This is a genomic window from Anaeromyxobacter sp. SG17, from assembly GCF_022690695.1.
Lineage (GTDB): Bacteria > Myxococcota > Myxococcia > Myxococcales > Anaeromyxobacteraceae > Anaeromyxobacter > Anaeromyxobacter soli.
In genome coordinates this window covers 1-23,140 of record NZ_JALCYX010000067.1, presented here as the reverse complement: position 1 = coordinate 23,140, position 23,140 = coordinate 1, and the positions used below count along the sequence as shown (strand labels likewise).

Annotated in this window: 21 protein-coding genes and 1 tRNA gene; 18 read left to right on the top strand and 4 right to left on the bottom strand. The window is 71.0% G+C overall.

The window, feature by feature from the left end; all coding sequences use genetic code 11:
- From MNY60_RS18975 to MNY60_RS18900, 16 genes are all read left to right on the top strand, one after another.
- A partial coding sequence (locus MNY60_RS18975; RefSeq protein WP_374109410.1) for an EF-Tu/IF-2/RF-3 family GTPase occupies window positions 1–453 on the top strand: 453 nt, incomplete at its 5' end.
- Window positions 454–465: 12 nt separating this feature from the next.
- Window positions 466–624, top strand: a complete 159-nt coding sequence (gene rpmG, locus MNY60_RS18970; RefSeq protein ID WP_242340765.1) for a 50S ribosomal protein L33 — start codon at window positions 466–468, stop codon at window positions 622–624.
- Window positions 625–642: 18 nt separating this feature from the next.
- Window positions 643–718: transfer RNA gene (locus MNY60_RS18965), tRNA-Trp, on the top strand.
- Window positions 719–809: 91 nt separating this feature from the next.
- Window positions 810–1,202, top strand: coding sequence for a preprotein translocase subunit SecE (secE, locus tag MNY60_RS18960; RefSeq protein WP_242340766.1), 393 nt, complete (start codon window positions 810–812; stop codon window positions 1,200–1,202).
- 123 nt (window positions 1,203–1,325) lie between these two features.
- On the top strand, window positions 1,326–1,865 hold the full coding sequence (nusG, locus tag MNY60_RS18955) for a transcription termination/antitermination protein NusG (protein ID WP_242340767.1): 540 nt from the start codon (window positions 1,326–1,328) through the stop codon (window positions 1,863–1,865).
- A gap of 105 nt (window positions 1,866–1,970) precedes the next feature.
- A complete protein-coding gene (rplK, locus tag MNY60_RS18950) occupies window positions 1,971–2,417 on the top strand; it encodes a 50S ribosomal protein L11 (protein WP_012097009.1) in 447 nt (148 codons plus the stop codon).
- A gap of 19 nt (window positions 2,418–2,436) precedes the next feature.
- Window positions 2,437–3,141 carry a 50S ribosomal protein L1 gene (gene rplA / locus MNY60_RS18945; RefSeq protein WP_242340768.1) on the top strand — a complete coding sequence of 235 codons (705 nt, stop codon included), beginning with the start codon at window positions 2,437–2,439 and terminating at the stop codon, window positions 3,139–3,141.
- A 273-nt stretch (window positions 3,142–3,414) separates the two neighbouring features.
- The gene (gene rplJ, locus MNY60_RS18940) at window positions 3,415–3,939 is read left to right on the top strand and encodes a 50S ribosomal protein L10 (RefSeq protein WP_242361440.1); all 525 of its coding nucleotides are present in this window, start codon (window positions 3,415–3,417) and stop codon (window positions 3,937–3,939) included.
- 93 nt (window positions 3,940–4,032) lie between these two features.
- Complete coding sequence (rplL, locus tag MNY60_RS18935; protein WP_242340770.1) at window positions 4,033–4,410, top strand: 50S ribosomal protein L7/L12; 378 nt, start codon at window positions 4,033–4,035, stop codon at window positions 4,408–4,410.
- A gap of 213 nt (window positions 4,411–4,623) precedes the next feature.
- Window positions 4,624–8,877 (top strand): DNA-directed RNA polymerase subunit beta, encoded by a 4,254-nt coding sequence (gene rpoB / locus MNY60_RS18930; RefSeq protein ID WP_242340771.1) that lies wholly within the window; start codon window positions 4,624–4,626, stop codon window positions 8,875–8,877.
- A gap of 111 nt (window positions 8,878–8,988) precedes the next feature.
- On the top strand, window positions 8,989–13,176 hold the full coding sequence (gene rpoC / locus MNY60_RS18925) for a DNA-directed RNA polymerase subunit beta' (protein ID WP_242340772.1): 4,188 nt from the start codon (window positions 8,989–8,991) through the stop codon (window positions 13,174–13,176).
- 425 nt (window positions 13,177–13,601) lie between these two features.
- Entirely contained in the window at window positions 13,602–14,327 is a 726-nt protein-coding gene (locus MNY60_RS18920; RefSeq protein WP_242340773.1) for an RNA polymerase sigma factor RpoD/SigA, read from the top strand.
- Between the two features lie 116 nt (window positions 14,328–14,443).
- A complete protein-coding gene (gene nikR, locus MNY60_RS18915) occupies window positions 14,444–14,860 on the top strand; it encodes a nickel-responsive transcriptional regulator NikR (RefSeq protein WP_242340774.1) in 417 nt (138 codons plus the stop codon).
- 321 nt (window positions 14,861–15,181) lie between these two features.
- Window positions 15,182–15,787 (top strand): FliH/SctL family protein, encoded by a 606-nt coding sequence (locus MNY60_RS18910; RefSeq protein ID WP_242361437.1) that lies wholly within the window; start codon window positions 15,182–15,184, stop codon window positions 15,785–15,787.
- Window positions 15,784–17,088: a FliI/YscN family ATPase gene (locus MNY60_RS18905; protein WP_242341590.1), complete on the top strand. Its 1,305-nt coding sequence runs from the start codon at window positions 15,784–15,786 to the stop codon at window positions 17,086–17,088. Before MNY60_RS18910 ends, MNY60_RS18905 begins: the two co-directional genes overlap by 4 nt.
- Complete coding sequence (locus tag MNY60_RS18900; RefSeq protein WP_242356906.1) at window positions 17,085–17,552, top strand: hypothetical protein; 468 nt, start codon at window positions 17,085–17,087, stop codon at window positions 17,550–17,552. Before MNY60_RS18905 ends, MNY60_RS18900 begins: the two co-directional genes overlap by 4 nt.
- Here the strand turns inward: MNY60_RS18900 and MNY60_RS18895 are convergent.
- From MNY60_RS18895 to MNY60_RS18885, 3 genes are read right to left on the bottom strand one after another with little or no spacing between them, the layout of a single operon-like run.
- Complete coding sequence (locus MNY60_RS18895; protein ID WP_242341430.1) at window positions 17,549–17,917, bottom strand: response regulator transcription factor; 369 nt, start codon at window positions 17,915–17,917, stop codon at window positions 17,549–17,551. The genes MNY60_RS18900 and MNY60_RS18895 overlap by 4 nt on opposite strands.
- Before the next feature lie 2 nt (window positions 17,918–17,919).
- On the bottom strand, window positions 17,920–18,399 hold the full coding sequence (locus tag MNY60_RS18890) for a hypothetical protein (protein WP_242341431.1): 480 nt from the start codon (window positions 18,397–18,399) through the stop codon (window positions 17,920–17,922).
- A gap of 51 nt (window positions 18,400–18,450) precedes the next feature.
- Window positions 18,451–19,239: a lysophospholipid acyltransferase family protein gene (locus MNY60_RS18885; RefSeq protein ID WP_242341432.1), complete on the bottom strand. Its 789-nt coding sequence runs from the start codon at window positions 19,237–19,239 to the stop codon at window positions 18,451–18,453.
- 87 nt (window positions 19,240–19,326) lie between these two features.
- On the opposite strand from MNY60_RS18885, the gene MNY60_RS18880 reads away from it, so the two are divergent.
- Window positions 19,327–20,271: a pseudouridine-5'-phosphate glycosidase gene (locus tag MNY60_RS18880; protein WP_242341433.1), complete on the top strand. Its 945-nt coding sequence runs from the start codon at window positions 19,327–19,329 to the stop codon at window positions 20,269–20,271.
- Window positions 20,268–21,140 carry a ribonuclease D gene (locus MNY60_RS18875; protein WP_242341434.1) on the top strand — a complete coding sequence of 291 codons (873 nt, stop codon included), beginning with the start codon at window positions 20,268–20,270 and terminating at the stop codon, window positions 21,138–21,140. Before MNY60_RS18880 ends, MNY60_RS18875 begins: the two co-directional genes overlap by 4 nt.
- A 111-nt stretch (window positions 21,141–21,251) precedes the next feature.
- On the opposite strand, the gene MNY60_RS18870 is transcribed toward MNY60_RS18875, so the two are convergent.
- Window positions 21,252–23,140 (bottom strand): lytic transglycosylase domain-containing protein (locus tag MNY60_RS18870; RefSeq protein WP_242361434.1); only part of this gene is annotated, 1,889 nt, incomplete at its 5' end.

Here is a 23,140-nt window from a genome sequence, read left to right as displayed (position 1 = left end):
GTCGTCGGCCTGAAGCCGACGGTCAAGACGGTGGTGACGGGCGTGGAGATGTTCCGCAAGCTGCTCGACGAGGGGCAGGCGGGCGACAACATCGGCGCGCTGCTCCGCGGCCTGAAGCGCGAGGAGGTGGAGCGCGGTCAGGTGCTGGCGAAGCCGGGCTCGATCACGCCGCACACCAAGTTCAAGGCCGAGGTGTACGTCCTGACGAAGGAGGAGGGTGGGCGCCACACGCCGTTCTTCAACGGCTACCGCCCGCAGTTCTACTTCCGCACGACGGACGTCACGGGTTCGGTTCAGCTTCCGCAGGGTGTCGAGATGGTGATGCCCGGGGACAACATCGCGATGGAGGTGGAGCTCATCACCCCGATCGCGATGGAGAAGGAGCTTCGGTTCGCGATTCGCGAGGGTGGCCGCACGGTCGGCGCCGGCGTCGTGGCCGAGGTGATCCAGTAAGGAAGGGATCCCATGGCCGGGAATCGCAGCATCATCACGCTCGAGTGCAAGACCTGCAAAGAGCGGAACTACACGACCACGAAGAACAAGAAGAAGACGCAGGACAAGCTCGCGCTGTCCAAGTACTGCCCGCGCTGCCGCAAGCACGTGGAGCACAAGGAGACGAAGTAGCGCGAAGCCGCCGGGGATAGGCCAGTAGCTCGAACGGTAGAGCAGCGGTCTCCAAAACCGCGGGTTGGGGGTTCGAATCCCTCCTGGCCTGCCAGTCGAGGCAGGACGAACCGAGCAGAAACCGACGGGGGCGGGGCGCCGAACGCGTCCCGCCCCCATGCCGCACGAAGGCCGAAGGGCGAGCCATGGAAAACGTGGGCGGGGTCGAGCAGCCGAAGCGGATCGTCGTGATCTTCTACGTGCTCGCCGCGATCGCGGTCGGGGTGTTCTTCGAGCGCATCCTCGCGCTCGCGTTCTCGTATACCCGCGTGAACGACTTCGCGGTGCTCGGGGACTGGACGCTCTCGACCGTCGTCGGGTTCGCGCTGGCGGTCGTGCTCGCGATCGGGGTGTGGCGCTACCCGAAGACCCAGCAGGTCTCGTTCGAGATCGCGCTGGAGCTTCGCCGGGTAACGTGGCCGAGCCTGCGCGAGACGCGGGCCGCCACGGTCGCGGTGATCGTGGCGTCGGCCGTCGCGGCGGTGGTCCTCGGCGTGTTCGACTTCGTCTGGAGCTGGCTCAGCTCGAAGGTCTACTAGGTCGCTCGCGGCCGAGCGGTTTCGACAGGCTCACGAGCGACGGGAGCCCTGGGCGGCGGAAGGCCGCCGGTGGCTCCCGCGGCGTTTAGGCGGGGCACGGGGCGACCACACGGAGACGCGCAAATGGCGAAGAAGTGGTACGTCGTCCACACCTACTCGGGCTTCGAGAACAAGGTGAAGAAGTCGCTGGAGGAGCGCGTCCGGCAGCACAGCCTCCAGGAGCAGTTCGGCGAGGTCCTCATCCCCATGGAAGTGGTCCAGGAGATGGTGAAGGGGGAGAAGAAGACCTCGAAGCGCAAGTTCTTCCCGGGCTACATCCTCGTGAACATGGAGATGACGCTCGACACCTGGCACCTCGTGAAGGGGACGCCCAAGGTGACGGGCTTCGTCGGGAACGCGAAGACGCCGAACGAGGTCCCGGCGGTGTCGGACATCGAGGTGCAGCGGCTCACGACGCAGATCTCCGAGGGCTCGCTGAAGCCCAAGCCGAAGGTGCAGTTCGAGGAGGGCGATCAGGTCCGCGTGATCGACGGCCCGTTCTCGAACTTCAACGGCACGGTCGAGGAGGTCAAGCCGGACAAGGGCAAGCTGCGCGTGCTCGTCTCGATCTTCGGGCGCGCCACGCCGGTGGAGCTCGACTTCATGCAGGTGGAGAAGACGTAGTGTGGCACCGCCCGCGGTGAGTCACCGCGGGCGAATACGTGGGAGAGCCGAGTCAACGGCTCGTTCGACCACGCGGGGTCGCCTTCGCGGCCTCGAGGAGCAGCGATGAAGAAGGTCACTGGACAGATCAAGCTGCAGCTCCCCGCCGGCAAGGCGAACCCGGCTCCGCCCGTGGGCCCGGCGCTCGGCCAGCACGGCGTGAACATCATGGAGTTCTGCAAGCAGTTCAACGCGGCGACGCAGGCGCAGGCGAAGGAAGCGCTCATCATCCCGGTCATCATCACGGTGTACCAGGACCGCTCCTTCACCTTTCAGCTGAAGACCCCGCCCGCGGCGATCCTCCTGAAGAAGGCGGCCGGCCTCCACACGGAGAAGAAGAAGGGCTCCGGCGCGCACAAGCCCGGCAAGGAGAAGGTCGGGCAGGTGACGCGCAAGCAGGTCGAGCAGATCGCGAAGACGAAGATGCAGGACATGACGGCGGGCAGCCTCGAGGCCGCGATGCGGACCGTCGAGGGGACCGCGCTGTCCATGGGCATCGACGTCGTCGGCTAGCCGCGAGGAGGACACGGACATGGCTCACGTTGCGAAGAAGTACAAGGCGGCGGTCGCGAAGGTCGACCGGGTGAAGCGGTACAAGCTCGACGAGGCGATGAGCCTCGTGAAGCAGACCGCCACGAAGAAGTTCGACGAGACGGTGGACGCCGCGATCAACCTCGGCGTCGACCCCAAGCACGCCGATCAGGTGGTCCGCGGCGCCGTCGTGCTGCCGCACGGCATGGGCAAGGCGGTCAAGATCGCGGTGTTCGCGAAGGGCGACAAGGCGCGCGAGGCCCAGGAGGCCGGCGCGGACATCGTCGGCGCCGAGGATCTCGCGGAGAAGGTCCAGGGCGGCTTCATGGACTTCGACAAGGTGCTCGCGACGCCGGACATGATGGGCGTCGTCGGCCGCCTCGGTAAGGTCCTCGGCCCCCGCGGCCTCATGCCGAACCCCAAGGTCGGCACGGTCTCGGCGGACATCTCCCGCGCCGTGAAGGAGCAGAAGGCCGGCAAGGTCGAGTTCCGCGTCGAGAAGGCGGGCATCGTCCACGTGCCGTTCGGCAAGGCCTCCTTCGACCCGGAGAAGCTCAAGGCGAACTTCTCGGCGATCATGGAGATCATCTACAAGGCGAAGCCGCAGACCGCGAAGGGCGTGTACGTGAAGAACGTGACGCTCTCCACGACGATGGGCCCGGGCATCAAGCTCGACCTCGCCGAGCTCGCCGCGCAGCACGGCTAGCGACACGTTTCTGGAGTTCCCGGCGGCATGACGCCGCCGGGGTTTCTGGTCCAAGACAGCGGGCCCGCGAACGGCCCCGGGTGCGAGCGCAGTTCCGGGGCGAGCGAGCGGCCAAGCGGATCCGCGAGGGTCCGACCCGCCGAGACGGGAACCTGCAGCCTCTCCGCAGCGTCCCCTGCTTGGCCAGGGGGTCTTCGTACCGGACGTCCGGTCCGAACCCCGAGCGAAACCGCGCCGGCGAACGCCGGCCGGTCCGAAAGGTGGTGAGACTAATTGAACCGGACGGAAAAAGAGCAGGTCATCGGTGAGCTCCACGAGAAGATGGCGAAGGCGAAGGCGGCCATCCTCGCGGAGCCCAAGGGGCTGAACGTCGCGACGGTCACCGAGCTTCGGCGCAAGCTGCGCGAGGCGAAGGTGGAGTACCGCATCGTGAAGAACACCCTCGCCGCGCGCGCCGCCAAGGGCACGCCGGTGGAGCCGATCGCGGAGAAGTTCGTGGGGCCGACGGCGCTCGTCATGAGCTACGGCGACGTCGTCACGCCGGCGAAGCTCCTCGCGGAGTTCATGAAGGACCGCGAGAACTTCACCATCCGCACCGCGGTGATCGAAGGTCGGGTCGTCGACGCGAAGGGGATCCAGTCCCTCGCGAAGATGCCGGGGCTCCTGGAGCTCCGCGGCCAGATCGCCGCGATGATCGCGCAGCCCGCGACCCAGCTCGCCCGCATGATCGGGGCCCCGGGCCAGCAGCTGGCCCGTGTCCTCGGCGCGCGCCGCGAGCAGCTCGAGAAGCAGTCTTAAACGGTACGTGAACCGCCCGCGCGGAATGTCGCGCGGGCCAGACGCTGCGGGCGCCCCGAAGGGCGCCCCGGAACAAAGAGAAGGAAGAAGGAAATGGCCGATCTCAACACGATCGTGGAACAGCTGTCGGGCCTCACGGTGATGGAGGCCGCCGAGCTCGTGAAGCAGCTCGAGGAGAAGTGGGGCGTCTCCGCCGCCGCTCCGGTGATGGTCGCCGGCGCCGGTGGCGGGGCTGCCGCCGCGGCTCCGGTCGAGGAGAAGACGGAGTTCTCCGTCGTCCTCGCGGACGCCGGCGCGAACAAGATCAACGTGATCAAGGAAGTCCGCGCGATCACGGGCCTCGGCCTCAAGGAGGCGAAGGACCTCGTCGAGGGCGCCCCCAAGGAGGTCAAGGGTGGCGTCGCGAAGGCGGAGGCCGACGAGCTCAAGAAGAAGCTCGAGGCCGCCGGCGCCAAGGTCGAGATCAAGTAGCGAGGCGTGCGCACGGCGGGGCGGAGTTGCAAGCCGCCTCGCCGTGGCTCACGTTGGAATCTTTGACGGGTGAGGGTGGAGTCGTTAAGAACCCGTATCCCTTTCACTGATTCCGGAATCCCGGCCGTTTCGGCCGGACGCAGTTGGGTAGCCGGCCTGCTGGCCGGCTAGACCTGTTTGTACGGGTCTCGAAGGGACAGAGGACCGAACTCGATGGCGACGACGATCCAGAACAACTTCAGAATCCGGCGAAACTTTGGGAAGATCAACAAGATCGCCGAGATCCCCAACCTCATCGCCATCCAGAAATCGTCCTACGACAAGTTCCTCCAGGCCGACGTCCCGCCCGAGAAGCGTGAGGACACGGGCCTGCAGGGCGTCTTCAAGTCGGTCTTCCCGATCAAGGACTTCAACGAGACGAGCTCGCTCGAGTTCGTCAGCTATCACCTCGAGAAGCCCAAGTACGACGTCGACGAGTGCCACCAGCGCGGCATGACGTACTCGGCGCCGATCAAGGTCGTCGTTCGCCTGGTCGTCTGGGACAAGGACGAGGAGACGGGCGCGCAGTCGATCCGCGACGTCAAGGAGCAGGAGGTCTACTTCGGCGAGATCCCGCTCATGACGGAGAACGGGACCTTCATCATCAACGGCACGGAGCGCGTCGTCGTCAGCCAGCTCCACCGCTCGCCGGGCGCGTTCTTCGACCACGACAAGGGCAAGAGCCACTCGTCGGGCAAGCTCCTCTTCAACGCCCGGATCATCCCGTACCGCGGGTCCTGGATCGACTTCGAGTTCGACCACAAGGACATCCTCTACGTCCGCATCGACCGCCGCCGGAAGCTCCCCGCGACGGTGCTGCTGCGCGCCCTCGGCGGCGTGCCGGACACGGCGAAGAAGAGCCCGGTCGAGTTCCACGGCTCGGCCGAGGAGATCCTCAAGTACTACTACGACACCGAGACGATCCGGGTCGAAGGCAAGGGCAAGTTCGAGAAGGACCTGAACCCGGACCTGCTCAAGGGCCAGCGCGCGACGCGCGACATCCGCGACCCGAAGACGAACGAGATCATCGTCAAGAAGAACCGGAAGTTCACCGAGAGCGCGATCAAGAAGCTCGTCGCGGCGAAGATGAAGTCGCTGCCGATCGAGCCGGAGGAGGTCTACACCAAGATCTCCGCCGAGGACGTGGTGGACGCCGACACGGGTGAGGTGCTCCTCGAGGTCAACGAGGAGGTCACCGAGGCCAAGATCGAGGAGCTCCGCAAGCGCGGCATCCTCGAGTTCAGGGTCCTCTTCATCGACAACCTGAACGTCCTGCCGTCGCTCCGCGACACGCTCATCCAGGACAAGATCTCCACGCCCGAGGAGGCGATCATGGAGATCTACCGCCGCCTCCGCCCCGGCGATCCGCCGACGCCCGAGACCGCGACGAACCTGTTCGTCAACCTGTTCTTCAACGCGGAGCGGTACGACCTCTCGAAGGTCGGGCGCCTGAAGCTGAACCACAAGTTCGGGATCGACGAGCCGCTCGACAACACCGTCGTGACGAAGCGCGACATCCTCGAGGTGGTCCGCTTCCTCATCGATCTCAAGAACGGCACGCCGAACAAGGACGTCGACGACATCGACCACCTCGGCAACCGCCGCGTCCGCGCGGTCGGCGAGCTGCTCGAGAACCAGTACCGCATCGGCCTCGTTCGCATGGAGCGCGCGATCAAGGAGCGCATGAGCCTCCAGGAGATCGAGACGCTCATGCCGCACGACCTCATCAACGCGAAGCCGGTCACGGCGGTCATCAAGGAGTTCTTCGGGTCGAGCCAGCTCTCGCAGTTCATGGATCAGACGAACCCGCTCTCCGAGGTGACGCACAAGCGGCGCCTCTCGGCGCTCGGGCCGGGCGGCCTCACCCGCGAGCGCGCGGGCTTCGAGGTGCGCGACGTCCACTCCACGCACTACGGCCGCATCTGCCCGATCGAGACGCCTGAAGGCCCGAACATCGGCCTCATCGCGTCGCTCTCCACCCACGCGCGCGTGAACGAGTACGGCTTCGTCGAGACGCCGTACCGCAAGGTCGAGAAGGGGAGGGTGACCGAGGAGGTCTCCTTCTACTCGGCGCTCGAGGAGGAGAAGCACATCATCGCGCAGGCGAACGCGCCGGTGGACAAGAAGGGCGTGTTCACGGGGAACATGGTCTCGTGCCGCAAGGAGGGCGAGTACATCAACGCCCGCCCGGACGAGGTCGACCTCATGGACGTGAGCCCGAACCAGCTCGTGTCCGTCGCCGCCTCGCTCGTGCCGTTCCTCGAGAACGACGACGCGAACCGCGCCCTCATGGGCTCGAACATGCAGCGCCAGGCGGTGCCGCTCCTCCGCACGCGGGCGCCGCTCGTCGGCACCGGCATCGAGGGGATCGTCGCGCGCGACTCGGGCGTGTGCGTCGTGGCGAAGCGCGACGGCGTCATCCAGTCCGTCGACGCCGCCCGCATCGTGGTGAAGGCCGACGTGCCGACCTCCGCGACCGACGTCGCGAACGAGGTCGACATCTACAACCTCATCAAGTACCAGCGGTCGAACCAGAACACCTGCATCAACCAGAAGCCCATCGTGAAGCCGGGCGAGCGGGTGAAGAAGGGCGACGTCATCGCGGACGGGCCGGCGACGGAGATGGGCGAGCTCGCGCTCGGCCAGAACGTGGTCGTCGCGTTCATGCCCTGGCAGGGCTACAACTTCGAGGACTCGATCCTCCTCTCCGAGCGCTTCCTCAAGGAGGACGTGTTCACGTCGGTGCACATCGAGGAGTTCGAGTGCGTCGCGCGTGACACGAAGCTCGGCAAGGAGGAGATCACCCGCGACATCCCGAACGTCGGCGAGGAGGCCCTGAAGGACCTCGACGAGTCGGGCATCATCCGCATCGGCGCCGAGGTGAAGCCGGGCGACATCCTCGTGGGCAAGATCACGCCGAAGGGCGAGACCCAGCTCTCGCCCGAGGAGAAGCTCCTCCGCGCGATCTTCGGCGAGAAGGCGGGCGACGTCCGCGACAGCTCGCTCCGCGTCCCGCCGGGCGTCTCCGGCACGGTCATCAACGCGAAGGTCTTCAGCCGCAAGGGCGTCGAGAAGGACGAGCGCGCGAAGGCCATCGAGGAGATGGAGGAGGCGAAGCTCCTCAAGGACCAGAACGACGAGATCCGCATCATCCAGGACTCGGCGTTCCAGAAGATCCGCCGCCTGCTCCTCGGCAAGGAGGTCTCCGGCCGCCTCGTCGACGACAAGGGCAACCAGCTCCTCAAGAAGGGCGACGTCCTCGACGACGCGCTCCTCGACACGATCCCCCAGCGCTACTGGGGCGAGATCGCGGTCGAGGGCGACGTGCAGGACCTGGCGCGGAAGATCGTCGAGAACTTCGAGGAGCAGAAGGAGCTCGTGAAGCTCCTCTTCGGCGAGAAGATCGGCCGCCTGAAGAAGGGCGACGAGCTCCCGCCGGGCGTCATCAAGATGGTGAAGGTGTACGTCGCCATCAAGCGCAAGCTCGCGGTCGGCGACAAGATGGCCGGCCGCCACGGCAACAAGGGCGTCGTCTCGCGCGTGCTCCCCGAGGAGGACCTGCCGTACCTCGAGGACGGCCGGCCGGTGGACATCGTCCTGAACCCGCTCGGCGTCCCGTCCCGCATGAACGTGGGCCAGATCCTCGAGACGCACCTCGGCTGGGCGGCGAAGAACGTCGGCTGGCGGCTCCAGGAGATGGTCGAGAAGAACTTCGGCCCCGATCAGCTCCGCAAGAAGCTGAAGAAGGCGTTCGAGGGCGTCGACGGCGCCTCCGAGCGGCTCGGGCTGCTCATCGAGGAGCTGCCGGAGAAGGAGCTGCCGAAGCTCGCGATGAAGCTGCGCGACGGCATGCACGTCGCGACGCCGGTGTTCGACGGCGCCCGCGAGGACGAGATGAAGGCGCTCCTCGGCGAGGGCTCGGCGACGATGCAGTCGATCCTCTTCGACGGCCGCACCGGCGAGCCGTTCGACCAGGACGTCACGGTCGGCGTCATGTACATGCTGAAGCTGCACCACCTCGTGGACGAGAAGATCCACGCCCGCTCCATCGGGCCGTACTCGCTCGTCACGCAGCAGCCCCTCGGCGGCAAGGCCCAGTTCGGCGGCCAGCGGCTCGGCGAGATGGAGGTCTGGGCGATGGAGGCCTACGGCGCGGCCTACTCGCTCCAGGAGTTCCTCACGGTGAAGTCCGACGACGTGGTCGGCCGCACCCGCATGTACGAGGCGATCGTCAAGGGCGAGAACACGCTCGAGTCCGGCCTCCCCGAGTCGTTCAACGTGCTCATCAAGGAGCTCCAGAGCCTCGCGCTCGACGTCGAGCTCCTCGAGACGCCGGAGGCGAAGGCGGCCCGCGAGCAGGCCGAGGGCGACCTGGGCGGGCCGCTCGGCACGCCGCGCGGCGCCGCGGCCGAGAAGAACACCGCGTAACCCGGGCCAGGGGCCGGCGGCTTGGAGCCGCCGGCCCCAGCGCCCGGTCCGCGCGGGCGCGCGGGCCGACGGGACGGTTCAGAGACCCTTCTTGCTGGACGAGGTCAAGACGTGAAGGACATCTTCAATTTCTTCGAGAAGCCGAAGGATCCGCTGTCGTTCTCCGCGATCCGCATCTCGCTCGCGAGCCCGGACAAGATCCGCCAGTGGTCGCACGGCGAGGTGAAGAAGCCGGAGACGATCAACTACCGGACCTTCAAGCCGGAGCGCGACGGCCTGTTCTGCGCGAAGATCTTCGGCCCCGTGAAGGACTACGAGTGCAACTGCGGCAAGTACAAGCGCATGAAGCACCGCGGGGTCGTCTGCGAGAAGTGCGGCGTCGAGGTGATCCAGTCGAAGGTCCGCCGCGAGCGGCTCGGCCACATCACCCTCGCGACGCCCGTCGCGCACATCTGGTTCCTCAAGTCGCTGCCGAGCCGCATCGGCAACCTCCTCGACATCACGCTGAAGGACCTCGAGAAGGTCCTCTACTGTGAGTCGTACATCGTCATCGACCCCAAGGAGACGACGCTCCAGCGCGCCGAGCTGCTCTCCGAGGAGCGCTACCACAAGGCGATGGAGGAGTTCGGCGAGGAGGCGTTCCTGGCCGGCATGGGCGGCGAGGCCGTCCTCGAGCTCCTCAAGGTCGTCGGCCCCGCGGACAAGGGGCACGGCGAGGGCGTGCACGGCCTCGCGGCCGAGCTGCGCGCCCAGATGAAGGAGGCGACGAGCGACGCGAAGCGGAAGAAGATCGCGAAGCGGCTCAAGGTCGTCGAGGCGTTCGTCGCGTCCGGCAACAAGCCGGACTGGATGATGCTCGAGGTCATCCCGGTCATCCCGCCCGACCTCCGCCCGCTCGTCCCCCTCGACGGCGGCCGGTTCGCGACCTCCGACCTCAACGACCTGTACCGCCGCGTCATCAACCGCAACAACCGCCTGAAGCGGCTCCAGGAGCTGAACGCCCCGGACATCATCATCCGCAACGAGAAGCGGATGCTGCAGGAGGCGGTGGACGCCCTCTTCGACAACGGGCGCCGCGGCAAGACCATCACCGGGCCGAACAAGCGCCCGCTCAAGTCCCTGAGCGACATGCTCAAGGGCAAGCAGGGCCGCTTCCGCCAGAACCTGCTCGGCAAGCGCGTCGACTACTCGGGCCGCTCCGTCATCGTGGTCGGCCCCGAGCTCAAGCTGCACCAGTGCGGCCTGCCGAAGATCATGGCCCTCGAGCTCTTCAAGCCGTTCATCTACAACAAGCTCGAAGAGAAGGGCTACGTCACCACCATCAAGAGCGCGAAGAAGATGGTGGAGAAGGAGCGCCCCGAGGTCTGGGACATCCTCGACGAGGTGATCCGCGAGCACCCGGTGCTCCTGAACCGCGCCCCGACGCTCCACCGCCTCGGCATCCAGGCGTTCGAGCCGGTCCTCATCGAGGGCAAGGCGATCCAGCTCCACCCGCTCGTCTGCACCGCCTTCAACGCCGACTTCGACGGCGACCAGATGGCCGTGCACGTGCCGCTGTCCATCGAGGCCCAGATGGAGGCGCGCGTGCTCATGATGAGCACGAACAACATCCTCTCGCCCGCGCACGGCAAGCCCATCATCGTGCCGAGCCAGGACATCGTCCTCGGCATCTACTACATGACCCGCGAGCGCGCGTTCGCCCGCGGAGAGGGCAAGGTCTTCGCGAGCGCGGAGGAGGTCCGCGCCGCCTACGACCAGGGCGAGGTCGAGCTCCAGGCGAAGATCTGGGTGCGCCTCGACGGCACCCGCGTCGAGAGCACCGTCGGTCGCGTGCTCCTCTACGACATCGTGCCGAAGCGGCTGCCGTTCGAGTCCATCAACAAGGTCATGGACAAGAAGCAGCTCCAGAACCTCATCGACCTCACCTACCGCCTCTGCGGCGAGAAGGAGACGGTGCTCCTCGCGGACCGCGTCCGCTCGATGGGCTACGGGAACGCGACGCGCGCCGGCATCTCGATCGCGCTCGAGAACATGATCATCCCGAGGAGGAAGCAGGAGCTCCTCGACCGCGCGATGGGCGAGGTGGAGGACATCCAGACCCAGTACACCGAGGGTCTCATCACCATCGGCGAGCGGTACAACAAGGTCATCGACATCTGGGCGCAGGTCACCGAGGAGGTGGCCCAGGAGATGATGTCCCAGATCGGCCAGGAGACGGCCGTCGGCCCGGGCAAGGACGGCAAGCGCGAGGAGCGCAAGCAGCCGTCGTTCAACCCGATCTACATCATGGCCGACTCCGGCGCCCGCGGCTCGGCGCAGCAGATCCGTCAGCTCGCCGGCATGCGCGGCCTCATGGCCAAGCCGTCCGGCGAGATCATCGAGACGCCGATCACCGCGAACTTCCGCGAGGGCCTGAACGTCCAGCAGTACTTCATCTCGACGCACGGCGCTCGAAAGGGCCTCGCCGACACGGCGCTCAAGACGGCGAACTCCGGTTACCTCACCCGGCGCCTCGTCGACGTCGCGCAGGACGCCATCATCACCGAGTACGACTGCGGCGCGATGGACGGCATCACGCTCGGCGCGCTGGTCGAGGGCGGCGAGATCATCGAGCCGATGGGCGAGCGCATCCTGGGCCGCGTCGCGCTCGACGACATCCACGACCCGTTCGCCACCACCGTGCTGGTGAAGGCGAACGAGGAGATCGACGAGAACCGGGTCAAGCTCATCGAGAACTCCGGCATCGACAAGGTGAAGATCCGCTCGGTGCTCACCTGCCAGGCGCGGCGCGGCATCTGCGTCGAGTGCTACGGGCGCGATCTCGCCCGCGGCCGCAAGGTGAACATCGGCGAGGCGGTCGGCGTGATCGCCGCGCAGTCGATCGGCGAGCCCGGCACGCAGCTCACGATGCGCACGTTCCACATCGGCGGCGCGGCGTCCCGGCGGGCGGAGCAGTCGACCATCGAGAACCGGAACCCCGGCCTCGTGAAGTTCCACAACGTGAGCGTGGCGAAGAAGAAGGACGGCACGCTCATCGTGATGAACCGCAACGGCGAGATCATCGTCACCGACGATCAGGGCCGCGAGCGCGAGCGCTACGGCGTCGTCTACGGCGCGAAGCTCCTCGTGCGCGAGGGGCAGAAGATCGAGACGAACACGCTCCTCGCGGAGTGGGACCCGTACTCGATGCCGATCATCACCGAGGTGGCCGGGCGCGTGAAGTACGGCGACCTCATCGACGGCGTCACGATCTCGGAGCAGGTCGACGAGATCACCGGCCTCGCCCGCAAGGCGGTCATCGCCTCCAAGGATCCCGACGCGCGCCCGCGCATCTCGATCAAGGACGCCGAGGGCAAGACGCGGAAGCTCGCCAACTCCGAGGCCGACGCCCGCTACATGCTCCCCGAGGGCGCGAACCTCGTCGTGAACGACGGCGACGAGGTCGACGCCGGCGACGTCATCGCGAAGATGCCGCGCGAGACCACGAAGACGAAGGACATCACCGGCGGTCTCCCGCGCGTCGCGGAGCTCTTCGAGGCCCGCAAGCCCAAGGAGCACGCGGTCATCTCCGAGATCGACGGCGTGGTCGCCTTCGGCAAGGACACGAAGGGCAAGCGCAAGGTGGTCATCACGCCCGAGGTGGACGGCAAGCTCCGGCCCGACCTCGCGAAGGAGTACCTGATCGGGAAGGGCAAGCACATCTCGGTGCACACGGGCGACCGGGTGCGTGCGGGCGAGGCGCTCATGGACGGCGCCGCCAACCCGCACGACATCCTCCGCGTGCTCGGCGAGAAGGAGCTCGCCCGCTGGCTGGTGGACGAGGTCCAGGAGGTCTACCGGCTCCAGGGCGTGAAGATCAACGACAAGCACATCGAGACGATCGTCCGGCAGATGCTGCGTCGCGTGCGGATCGTCGACGTGGGCGACACGAACTTCCTCGCCGACGAGCAGGTCGAGAAGTTCGTGTTCGAGGAGGAGAACGAGAAGGTGATCACCGCGGGTGGGCGCCCGGCGCAGGGCGAGCCCCTCCTGCTCGGCATCACCAAGGCCTCGCTCTCCACCGAGTCGTTCATCTCGGCGTCCTCGTTCCAGGAGACGACCAAGGTGCTGACCGAGGCCGCGATCAGCGGCAAGGTCGACCACCTCCGCGGCCTCAAGGAGAACGTCATCATGGGCCGGCTCATCCCCGCCGGCACCGGCCTGCCGCACTACAAGCACCTCGACATCGAGGTCGAGACGCCGGTGGACGCGGTGGAGGAGGCCGAGGAGGCCCTCGCCGTCGCGAGCGGGGAGGAGTAGCCGCTCCGCCGCGCGTCAGCTCGAGCCCGGAACCGGGCCCGGTCCCAAGAGGGGCCGGGCCCTTTCCTTTTTGATCTGGCGCAACGCAGTGTTTCGAGATGGCGTAAGCAGCCGCTTAGCTCCAGGCGCCCGCACGGACGGTGAGTCTCGGACGGGTCGGTGCCGGAATTGATGTGGAGCAATATTCGGCACTTGTCTGGGGGTCGTGGGAGGGGGCACGCGCTTGACGAATGCCAACTCCCAAATCGTGTTCATATTCTGCGGCACTTCGGACTTGCGTGGTGTGCGGTTCCCCGATGTCGCCGAAGACTTCCAGGGTCTACGGGCATATGGGGGATACTTGACTCGATGAGTCCGCTTTCATAAAGTCACGTTACGTAACCTACCCGGGACACTTCGACGCAGGCCAGAGAGGCGACCAGTAAATGAGGACGGCGACCACTCAGAAGAGCAGCAGGGAGTTCGAAGAGCTCGCTCCCTACCTCAAGGCGGTCCGCGACTATCCGCCGCTGAACCGCGAAGAAGAGCACGCGCTCGCGCTCCGCGCGCGCAAGGGCGACGTCCGCGCGAAGCAGAAGCTCGTGCGCCACAACCTGGCGTTCGTGGTCGCCATCGCGCGGAAGCAGCGCCGCGGCACGGTGCGGCTCGACGATCTCATCCAGGAAGGCAACGTCGGCCTCATGCGCGCCGTCGAGAAGTTCGATCCGCACGCCGGCACGCGCTTCTCGACGTACGCGGTCTGGTGGATCCGCGCCTACATCGGGAAGTATCTGAAGGAGGCGCGCTCCACCGTGCGCCCGCAGAGCGGCACGGTCGCGCAGCCGGACCTGTCGCTCGACAGCGCCATCGACGAGGAGGGTGACGCCACCCACCTCGAGCGCATCGAGGACGAGGGCCCCGGCCCCGAGGACACCTACCTGCAGGGCGAAGGCGACCGCGACGTCCGCGACGCGCTCGGGAAGGTCCGCAAGCGCATCGGCGAGCTGGGCTGGGACATCGTCCACAACCGGCTCGAGCAGGATCAGCCGCGCACGCTCGAGGAGATCGGCAAGCGCTGGGGCGTGTCGCGCGAGCGCGTCCGCCAGGTGGAGCTGAAGACGAAGCAGTTCCTCCACCGCTACCTGCAGCCCGGCGAGCGCGACGCCGCGTAGCCCGTCGCCCGGAGATCCGGCGAACCCGCGAGCCCGCCCCCGTGTCACGGGTGGCGGGCTCGCTCGTCCCGGCGGCCGGCTTGCGGCTCGCCGGGCGCGCTGCTAACGATGCCGCCATGCTGGAACGGATCGGCATCTCGCTCGAGCGCAGCCTGCTCGAGCAGTTCGACGAGCTCATCGAGCGCAAGGGCTATGTCAACCGCTCCGAGGCCGTGCGGGACCTCATCCGCGACCAGCTCGTCCAGCGCCAGTGGTCCGAGTCGGAGCGCGGCGAGCAGGTCGCGGTGGTCGCCGTCGTGTACGACCACGAGTCCTCGAGCCTCGCGCAGAAGCTGACCCACATCCAGCACGAGAACCACCAGGCGGTCGTCTCCGCGCTCCACGTCCACATGGACGCGCACAACTGCCTGGAGGTGCTCGTGCTCCGCGGGCGCGCCGGCGAGATCCTGCAGATGGCCGAGAGCCTCGTGGCGACACGTGGCGTGAAGTACGGCAAGGTCCTCCCTGCGACGACCGGCGAGGCCCTTCGCTAAACGACAGTTCGTGATTCGCGATCACCTTCGGTGCCGCGAATCACGCTGTCGTTTAGCCATGTTCGAACGGGGGCTGCGCCCCCGCCCCGCCGAGCGAAGCTCGTCGGGGCCCCACCCCGGCTCGCCGGGTCCCGTGCGACGCCGCGAGCGGCTTCGGGGCCGGGCGGCGCCGGGGGGCGGCTCGGCGCGGGGGGGCCCCCCGCCCCGGCGGGCTCGCGTCGCTCGCCTGTTCGCGATCAGCCATTGGGCGCCTTTCGGCGCGCGACTTCACGAACCGTCCGCCCTCCCGCGCGCTACAATGCGGGCCCGAGGGGAGGGCGCTTGGCCAAGATCCTGAAGGGGCAGCCGCCGGCGGGCGCCGGCCGCATCGAGGCCGCGGCCTTCGACGCGCGGGAGCGGGCGCGCGCGCTCGTCGCCGCCGCCGAGGAGGAGGCGCAGCAGATCCGCGCCGAGGCCGAGGCGGCGCGCGAGCGCATCCGGTCCGAGGCGGTGGAGGAGGGGCGGCGCGAGGGGCTCGCCCGCGCCGCGGCGACGCTGGCCGCGGCGGCGGCCGCGCGCGATCGCCGGCTCGCCCTCGCCGAGCGCGAGGTCTCGGCCGTCGCGGTCGACGTGGCGCGGACGATCCTCGGGCGCGAGCTCTCTCACGATCCCGGCGCCGTCGCCGATCTCGCGGCGCGCGCGCTGGCGGCCGCGCGCGATCGCCGCGAGGTGACGCTGCGGGTGAACCCGGGCGACGCGGAGGCCATCCGCACCGCTGCCGGCCGGCTCGCGGCGGTGCTCGCGCGGGCGCCGGGGCTCACGGTGCGCGAGGACGCGGCGCTCGCCCGGGGCGACGCGGTGGTCGAGACCGAGGCGGGGCGGGTGGACGCCCGCGTCGAGACGCAGCTCGCCGCGCTCGCGCGGGCGCTCGAGGACGACGGGCGGTGACGGACCCCGGCCGCGTGCGCGAGGCGCTCGACCGGGCCGCGCCGCTCCGGTTGCGGGGCCGCGTGACCCGCCTCGTGGGCCTCGTCGTCGAGGCCGAGGCCGCGGGCGTGAGGCAGGGGGAGGCGGTCGAGATCCACACTCCGGGCCGCCCGCCGCTCCTCGCCGAGGTGGTCGGGTTCCGCGACGACCGCGCGGTGCTGCTCCCGCTCGGCGATCCCGCCGGGCTCGGCGCGGACAGCGAGATCCTCCCCACCGGGCGACCGCTCGCGATCCGCGCCGGCGACGCGCTGCTCGGGCGCGTCCTCGACGGGCTGGGCAGGCCGATCGACGGGGCGCCGCCGCCGGCCGGGCTCGCGGAGTGGGCCGTGGAGCGCGCGGCGCCGGCCCCGCTCACGCGCCGCCGGATCACCGCGCCGCTCGCGCTCGGGGTCCGCGCGATCGACGGGCTCCTCACGATCGGCGAGGGGCAGCGCGTCGGGATCTTCGCCGGCGCCGGCGTCGGCAAGTCGACCCTGCTCGGCCAGATCGCCCGCAACACGCGGGCGGAGCTGTCCGTCATCTGCCTGGTCGGGGAGCGCGGCCGCGAGGTGCGGGACTTCGTCGAGGAGGCGCTCGGGCCGGAGGGGCTCGCGCGGAGCGTCGTCGTCGCGGCGACGAGCGACGCGCCCGCCCTCGAGCGGCTCAAGGCCGCCCACGTCGCGACGGCCATCGCGGAGTGGTTCGCGGACCGCGGCCGGCGCGTGCTCTTCATGCTCGACTCGCTCACGCGCTATGCGCGCGCCCAGCGCGAGGTGGGCCTCGCGGCCGGCGAGCCCCCCGCGCGCCACGGCTACCCGCCGAGCGTCTTCGCCGCGCTGCCGCGTCTCCTCGAGCGCACCGGGAACCGGGCCGAGGGCGGCATCACCGCCCTCTACACCGTCCTCGTCGCGGGCGGGGATCTCGACGAGCCCATCGCCGACGAGGTGCGCGGGATCCTCGACGGCCACGTCGTGCTCGACGCGCGGCTCGCCGCCGCCGGGCGCTACCCCGCGATCGACGTCCTCCGGAGCCTCTCGCGCGTCATGCCCGCCGTCACCACCCCGGCGCACCGCGCCGCGGCGGACCGGCTGCGCGCGCTCCTGGCCGCCCACGAGCGTCATCGCGACCTCATCGCGCTCGGGGCGTACGCGCCCGGCTCGGACGCGGACACCGACGCCGCCCTCGAGCGGCTCCCCGCCATCGAGGCGTTCCTGCGGCAGGGCGCCGGCGAGGCGGAGGAGCCCGAGCGGACCCGCGCCCGGCTCGAGGAGCTCGTCCGGTGACGGACGCCTACCCCCTCGCGGCGCTGCTCGGGCTGCGCGAGCGCGAGGAGGAGGCGGCGCGCGCGGCGCTGGCCGCGGCGCTCGCGGAGGAGGGCCGCGCCCGCAGGGAGCGGGACGAGCAGAGGGCGCTCCTCGACGACGTCTCCCGGCGGGCGAGCGCGAGCGGCGTCCCCACCGGCGTGGCTGCGCCGGCCGCGACGCTGCAGACGGCGGCCGGCCACTCGGCGCGGCTCCGGCGCGAGGAGGCGGAGTCGCGCGCGGCGCTGGCGTCCGCGGAGCAGGCGCTCGCGGCGGCGGAGGAGGGCGTCGCGGCGGCGCGCGCGGGGCTCGGGGACGCCTCCGCGGCGCGCGAGGCCATCGCACGCCACCGCGCGAGCTGGCAGGAGGGCCTCCGCCGCGCGAGAGAGCGCGCGGAGGACGCGGCGCAGGACGATCTGGCCGCGGCGCGGGCGCGAAGGCGCTAGCGGCGCGGGACCGAGAGGTGGCTCCGGAGGAGCGCCACGAGCTCCGCGTTCTCGAACGGCTTGCGCACGAAGCCGTTCGCCCCGGCCTCGACCGCCCGCCGCGGGAGATCGGGCGAGGGGCGCGCCGAGACGATCAGGATGGGACCCGCGAAGCCGGCGGCGCGCATCCGCCGGCAGAGCTCGAGCCCGTCCATGCCCGGCATGGCCACGTCGAGGAGCACCGCCGCGGCCGTGGAGACCGCCGCGAGCGCCTCGTCGGCCGTCGAGGCGGCCGCGGAGGCGAGCCCCTCCGTCGCGAGCAGGATCCCGAGGAACTCGCAGATGTCGGGGTCGTCGTCGACGAGCAGGACGCGCGGGCCGTCCACGGTCACTCCGCGGCGAGGGAGAGGGTCGCGCGCCCCTCCACGCACTCGATGGTGATCGCCCGCGGTCTCAGGTCCCTGGGCGCCGCGGCGCCGTCCTCGCGCCGGAACGCCGCGAGCGAGAGCACCACCTTGTCCCCGGCGCGGACCGTCTTCCGGTCGCACCGCCAGCCGCCGTCGAGCGTGAACGCGACCTCGGTCCAGTGGCGATCGGAGCCGTTCTTCACGAGGAGCTGCGTCCCCATGATCGACCCGGGGAGGAGCTGCGCCTCGGCGTCGAGGCGGTTCGTCGGCCCGCCGGCCGGGCAGGACGCCCAGATCGCTCCCGCGGAGAGCAGCACCCACGCGCCGATCACGGCGGCCCGGAGGCGCATGTAGCGGGTCGAGCGGCGGTAGCCGCCGGCGAGCTCCTGGGCGAGGTCGCGCGCGACATCCTTCACGCGGTGCGCCGCGGGGAGCGGATCGGGGCGGGCCGGCTCCTTCATCGTGCGAGAGCGTACCGCCCGCCCGCCGGGGCGGACAAGGCGCAAGGGCTCCTACACCGGCGCGCCGTCGGCGGACGCGCTCGTCCCCTCGCGCCCCGGCGCCGCCACGGCGTCGCGCGTGTCGCCTCCCGCGCCGCCGATCGCGAGGTGCTGCTCGATCACCCGGCGGCGCACCTCGACGAGGAGCGCCGTCTTGTTCGGGAAGGCGCGGGGGTCGACGGGGTCCCCGAGGGCGATCCGGATCTCCCCGGGGTACACCGCGATGGCGCGCTTCGGGGTGATGCGCCCGGCGCCCGAGATCGCGACGGGGACGACCGGCACCCCGGCCTCCATCGCCACCACGAACGGCCCCTTCTTGAAGGGGTGGACGCGCAGGTCGGTGGAGCGCGTCCCCTCGGGGAACACGATGAGCGAGGTGCCGCCGCGCACCGCCGCGCCCGCCTGGCGGAGCGACTCGATGGCGCGCGCATGGTTCCCGCGATCGACCGGGATGTGACCGCCGAGCCGCATGTACAGGCCGAAGACCGGGATCTTGAACAGCTCGAGCTTCGCGATGAACCGAACGGTGCGCGGCAGCCGGGCGACGAGCGCGAGGATGTCGAGGGCGCTCTCGTGGTTGGACGCGAAGATGAGGGGTCCGTCGGGAAGCGGCGGGAGGCGGAGCACCCGGACGCGGGCCCCCGCGAGCCGGAGGATCGAGCGGGACCAGGCGAAGCGGGCGAACCACATCGCGAGCTGACCGCGGCCGAGCAGGGTGTCGGGCAGGCTGAGCAGGAAGAACGTGACCATCGAGGCCGCGGTGTAAACGAGCACCACCCAGCCCCGGATTCGCGCCCTCATTCGATCCTCGTCGCGCCGCCCGCCCGGACGGTCCCTGGCGAGGCTTATAGCACGCGCCCGGTGCACGGCCCGGGCTATGCTCGGTGCATGGAAACGCCTCTCCGCATCGCCGAGGAGGTCCGCGAGGCGCTCGCCGCGGGCAGGCCGGTGGTCGCCCTCGAGACGAGCGTCGTCGCCCAGGGACTGCCGCCGCCGCACAACCTCGACGCCGCCCGCCGCTGCGCGGCGGCCGTGCGGGCCGGGGGCGCCGTGCCGGCCGCCGTGGCGGTGCTCGACGGGCGGATCGTGGTGGGGGCGTCCGACCAGGAGCTGGCTCGGCTCGCCGATCCCTCCCGGCCGGCCGCCAAGGCGGCGGTGCGGGATCTCGCGGCGCTCCTCGCCGCCGGACGCGACGCAGGCACGACGGTCTCCGCGACCGCCGCCGTCGCCGTGCGCGCGCGTATCCCGGTGTTCGCGACGGGAGGGATCGGCGGCGTCCACCGGATCCCCGACGGCGAGCCGGCCGCCGGCGCGGCGGACGTCTCCGCCGATCTGGGCGAGCTCGCCCGCTCGCCCGTTTGCGTCGTCTGCGCGGGGCCGAAGGCGATCCTCGACGTTCCTGCGACCGCGGAGGCCCTCGAGACGCTCGGGATCCCCGTGCTCGGCTGGCGGACCTCCGAGCTGCCCGCGTTCTACTCGGAAGCGAGCGGGGTACCCCTCGAGCACCGGGTGGAGGACGGCGCCGGGGCGGCCCGCGTGCTCGCGATGCACTGGGGCGGCCTCGGGCGGCGCGAGGGCGTCGTGCTCGCGATCCCACCCCCGGAGGCCGTGCCGCGAGAGGTCATCGAGGCCGCGATCGCGGCGGCGCTCGCCGACGCCCGGGACCGCGGCGTGCGCGGCAAGGCGGTCACGCCGTTCCTGCTCGAGGCCGTCGCGCGGGCGACGCACGGGAGGGCGCGGGCGGCGAACGTCGCGCTGCTCGAGCGAAACGCCGGCGTCGCCGCCGAGGTCGCGGCGGCGCTGGCCCGAATTGGATACAATCCCGCCGGATGACGCCCCCTTCAGCGGGCGCCACCCCGATCCTCGTCGCCGACCCCGCCACGCTGTCGCAGCTCGTGGAGGCGGTCCGAGCGGAGCCGGTGGTGGCCCTCGACACAGAGTCGAACAGCTTTCACGTGTACCGCGAGCGGGTCTGCCTGCTGCAGATCTCGACGCGGTCCGCCGACTACATCCTCGATCCGCTCGCGGTGGATCCCCGCCCGCTCGGCGAGGTGCTCTGCGACGGACGCGAGACGGTGCTGCACGGCGCCGACTACGACGTGCGCTGCCTCAAGCGCGAGTACGGCTGGCGGCTGCCGCGCCTGTTCGACACGATGCTCGCTGCCCGGCGGCTCGGACGGGAGGGGCTCGGCCTGTCCGCGCTGGTGGAGGCGCACTTCGGGGTGAGGCTCTCCAAGGCGTTCCAGCGTTCGGACTGGGGACAGCGGCCGCTCAGCGCCGCGCAGCTCGCCTACGCCGCGCTCGACACGCACTTCCTGCTCACGCTCCGCGATCTCCTGGCGGCCGACCTCGAGTCGCGTGGCGCGACGGACGACGCGCGGCGCGAGTTCGACCGGGTCGCCGCGGTGGTGCCGCGCGAGCGCGTGTTCGATCCGGAGGGGTTCCGCCGCCTGCGGGGCGCGCGCGAGCTCGAGCCCGCCGGCCGGACGGTCTTGCGCGCGCTGTACCTCGCGCGCGAGGAGCGCGCGCAGGCCCTCGACCGTCCGCCGTTCAAGGTGCTGGGGGAGGACGCGATGCTCGCGATCGCGCGGCGCCTGCCGCGCGACGCCGAGGCGCTCGGCCAGATCCCGGGGGTCACGCCCTCGGTGCTGCGCCGCCTCGGCGACGAGATCCTCGCGGCCGTGCGCGCGGCGTTGATCTAACGGGGGCTGCGCCCCCGCCCCGCCGACGGCTGGCCGCCGTCGTCGGGGCCCCACCCCCGCTCGGCGGGGCCCGTGAACCTTCGCGCCCGCTGTCGCGGGTGCGCGCCTCCCTCAGAATGCCACCCCGCCGTCCGGCGCCGTGACGGCTCGCTCGGGCGCGATCGGCGCTGCCGGCTCGCCCGCCAGGGCGCGGTACACGTCCCAGTCGGCGAGCACGATCCGCACGTAGCCGCGCGTCTCCCGGTACGGGATGGACTCCACCCAGGCGTCGAGCGGCATCCCGGCGCGCGCCCGGGCCCACTCCGCCGCGGCGCCGGGGCCCGCGTTGTACGCCGCGACGGCGAGCGCGGGATCGCCGAAGCGCGCGAGCAGGAGGCCGAGGTAATGGGCACCGAGCGTGATGTTCACCTCCGGCTCCGCGAGCCGGGCGCCGAGCCCGCCCGGCAGCCCGAGCAGCGCGGCGACCCGCTCGGCCGTGGCGGGGCGCAGCTGCAGGAGCCCCTCGGCGCCCGCGCCGCTCCGGATGCCCGGCCGGAACCCGGACTCGCGCCGCATGACGGCGAGCAGCAGCGAAGGATCGACGCCCACCGCGCGGGCGCGCGACGGGACGAGCTCGGGGTAGGGCTCGGGGTGCGCCCAGCGCAGCGCGCGCCGCGTGGGGAGGAGGTGGTCGCGCGAGATCCGGAACGGGACCTCGGCGTCGCCCGCGAACGCCGCGAGCTGCGCCACCACCGGCGCGGACGCGCGGGCGCGCCAGGAGCGGGTGAGATCGGCGAGCTCCTCGAGCGCCTCGGCGCGCATCCCCAGCCCGAGCAGCTCGACCGCCACCGCGAGCCGCGCCGCGGCGGCGGCGTCCTGCAGCTCCGGCAGGGGGCGTGGGTCGGGGGGCGGCATCCTCGCGGCGGACTCGCCGAGGGCGGCGAGCCGCGCCCGCGCGAGCAGGCCGTACCACCCGTCCCCTCCGGCCGCGATCGCCGCACGGTAGAGCCGCCGCTGCTCCGGACCGGTCCGGGCGAGCCGCGCCCGCCAGTACGCCGCGGCGTCGGCGTAGGAGGTCCGATCGAGCTTCGCGAGGGCGCGCGCCGCCGCCGGGAAGCGCCCGAGGCGGTAGAGCGACCAGGCGGAGAACCAGCGCGCGTCGTCGGCGCGGCGCGAGCGCCGGTTGGCCTTCGCGAACGCCTCGAGGGCCGTCGCGGCGCGCGCGAACTGGCCGGCGTCGTAGTACAGCCACGCCGAGAGGTAGGCGGCCTCGTCTCCCAGATCGCGCTGGCGCCACTCGGGGATGCCCGGGATCGGCGCGCGCAGCGCCGCGAGCTCGGCGTAGCGGCGGCTCGCCTCGTCCACCCGGCCGGCCCTCGCCGCCGCGCGCGCGAGCACGAGCAGCGCGCCCCGCCGGTCGCTCTCGTCGGGCGCCGCGGTGAACTTCGCGGCGAGACGCTCCGCGTCGCCGTGGCGTCCGAGGGCGAGCAGCGCACCGGCGCGGAGGATGGCCGCGCGCTCCGGCGCGGCGGGCGGCTCCGCACGCTCCGCGGCGTCGAGGGCGAGGAGCGCCGCGTCGGGCCAGCCCGTGGCGAGGAGCCGGTCCGCGCGCGCGAGCTGCTCGGCCGCGGTGGCGGTCGGCACCGGACCGCCCGCCGCGCGCCACGTCTCGAGGGCCTCGCCGGCAGCGCGGCCCGCCGCCAGCTCGGGCCGCTCGAGCCAGAGGCCGCGGTACACCTCCGCGGCGCGCGCGTCCTCCCCGAGCTGGCGGAGCCCTCGCGCGAGCGCGAGCCGCGCTCCGGGCGCGGCGCCGTCCCCGGGGAGGTCGCGCAGGAGGCCTTCCAGGAGCGGGACCGCCTCCGGCGCGAGCCCCGCCGCGAGCAGCGCCTCGGGCTCCCGCCAGCGGACCCGACGCGCCACCGCGAGGTCCCCCGACGCGGCGACGTCGCCGAGGAGCTTCGCGGCGCGCGGGGCGTCCCCGGCGGAGAGGAGCGCCTCGGCGCGCGCCGCCGCGAGGTGAG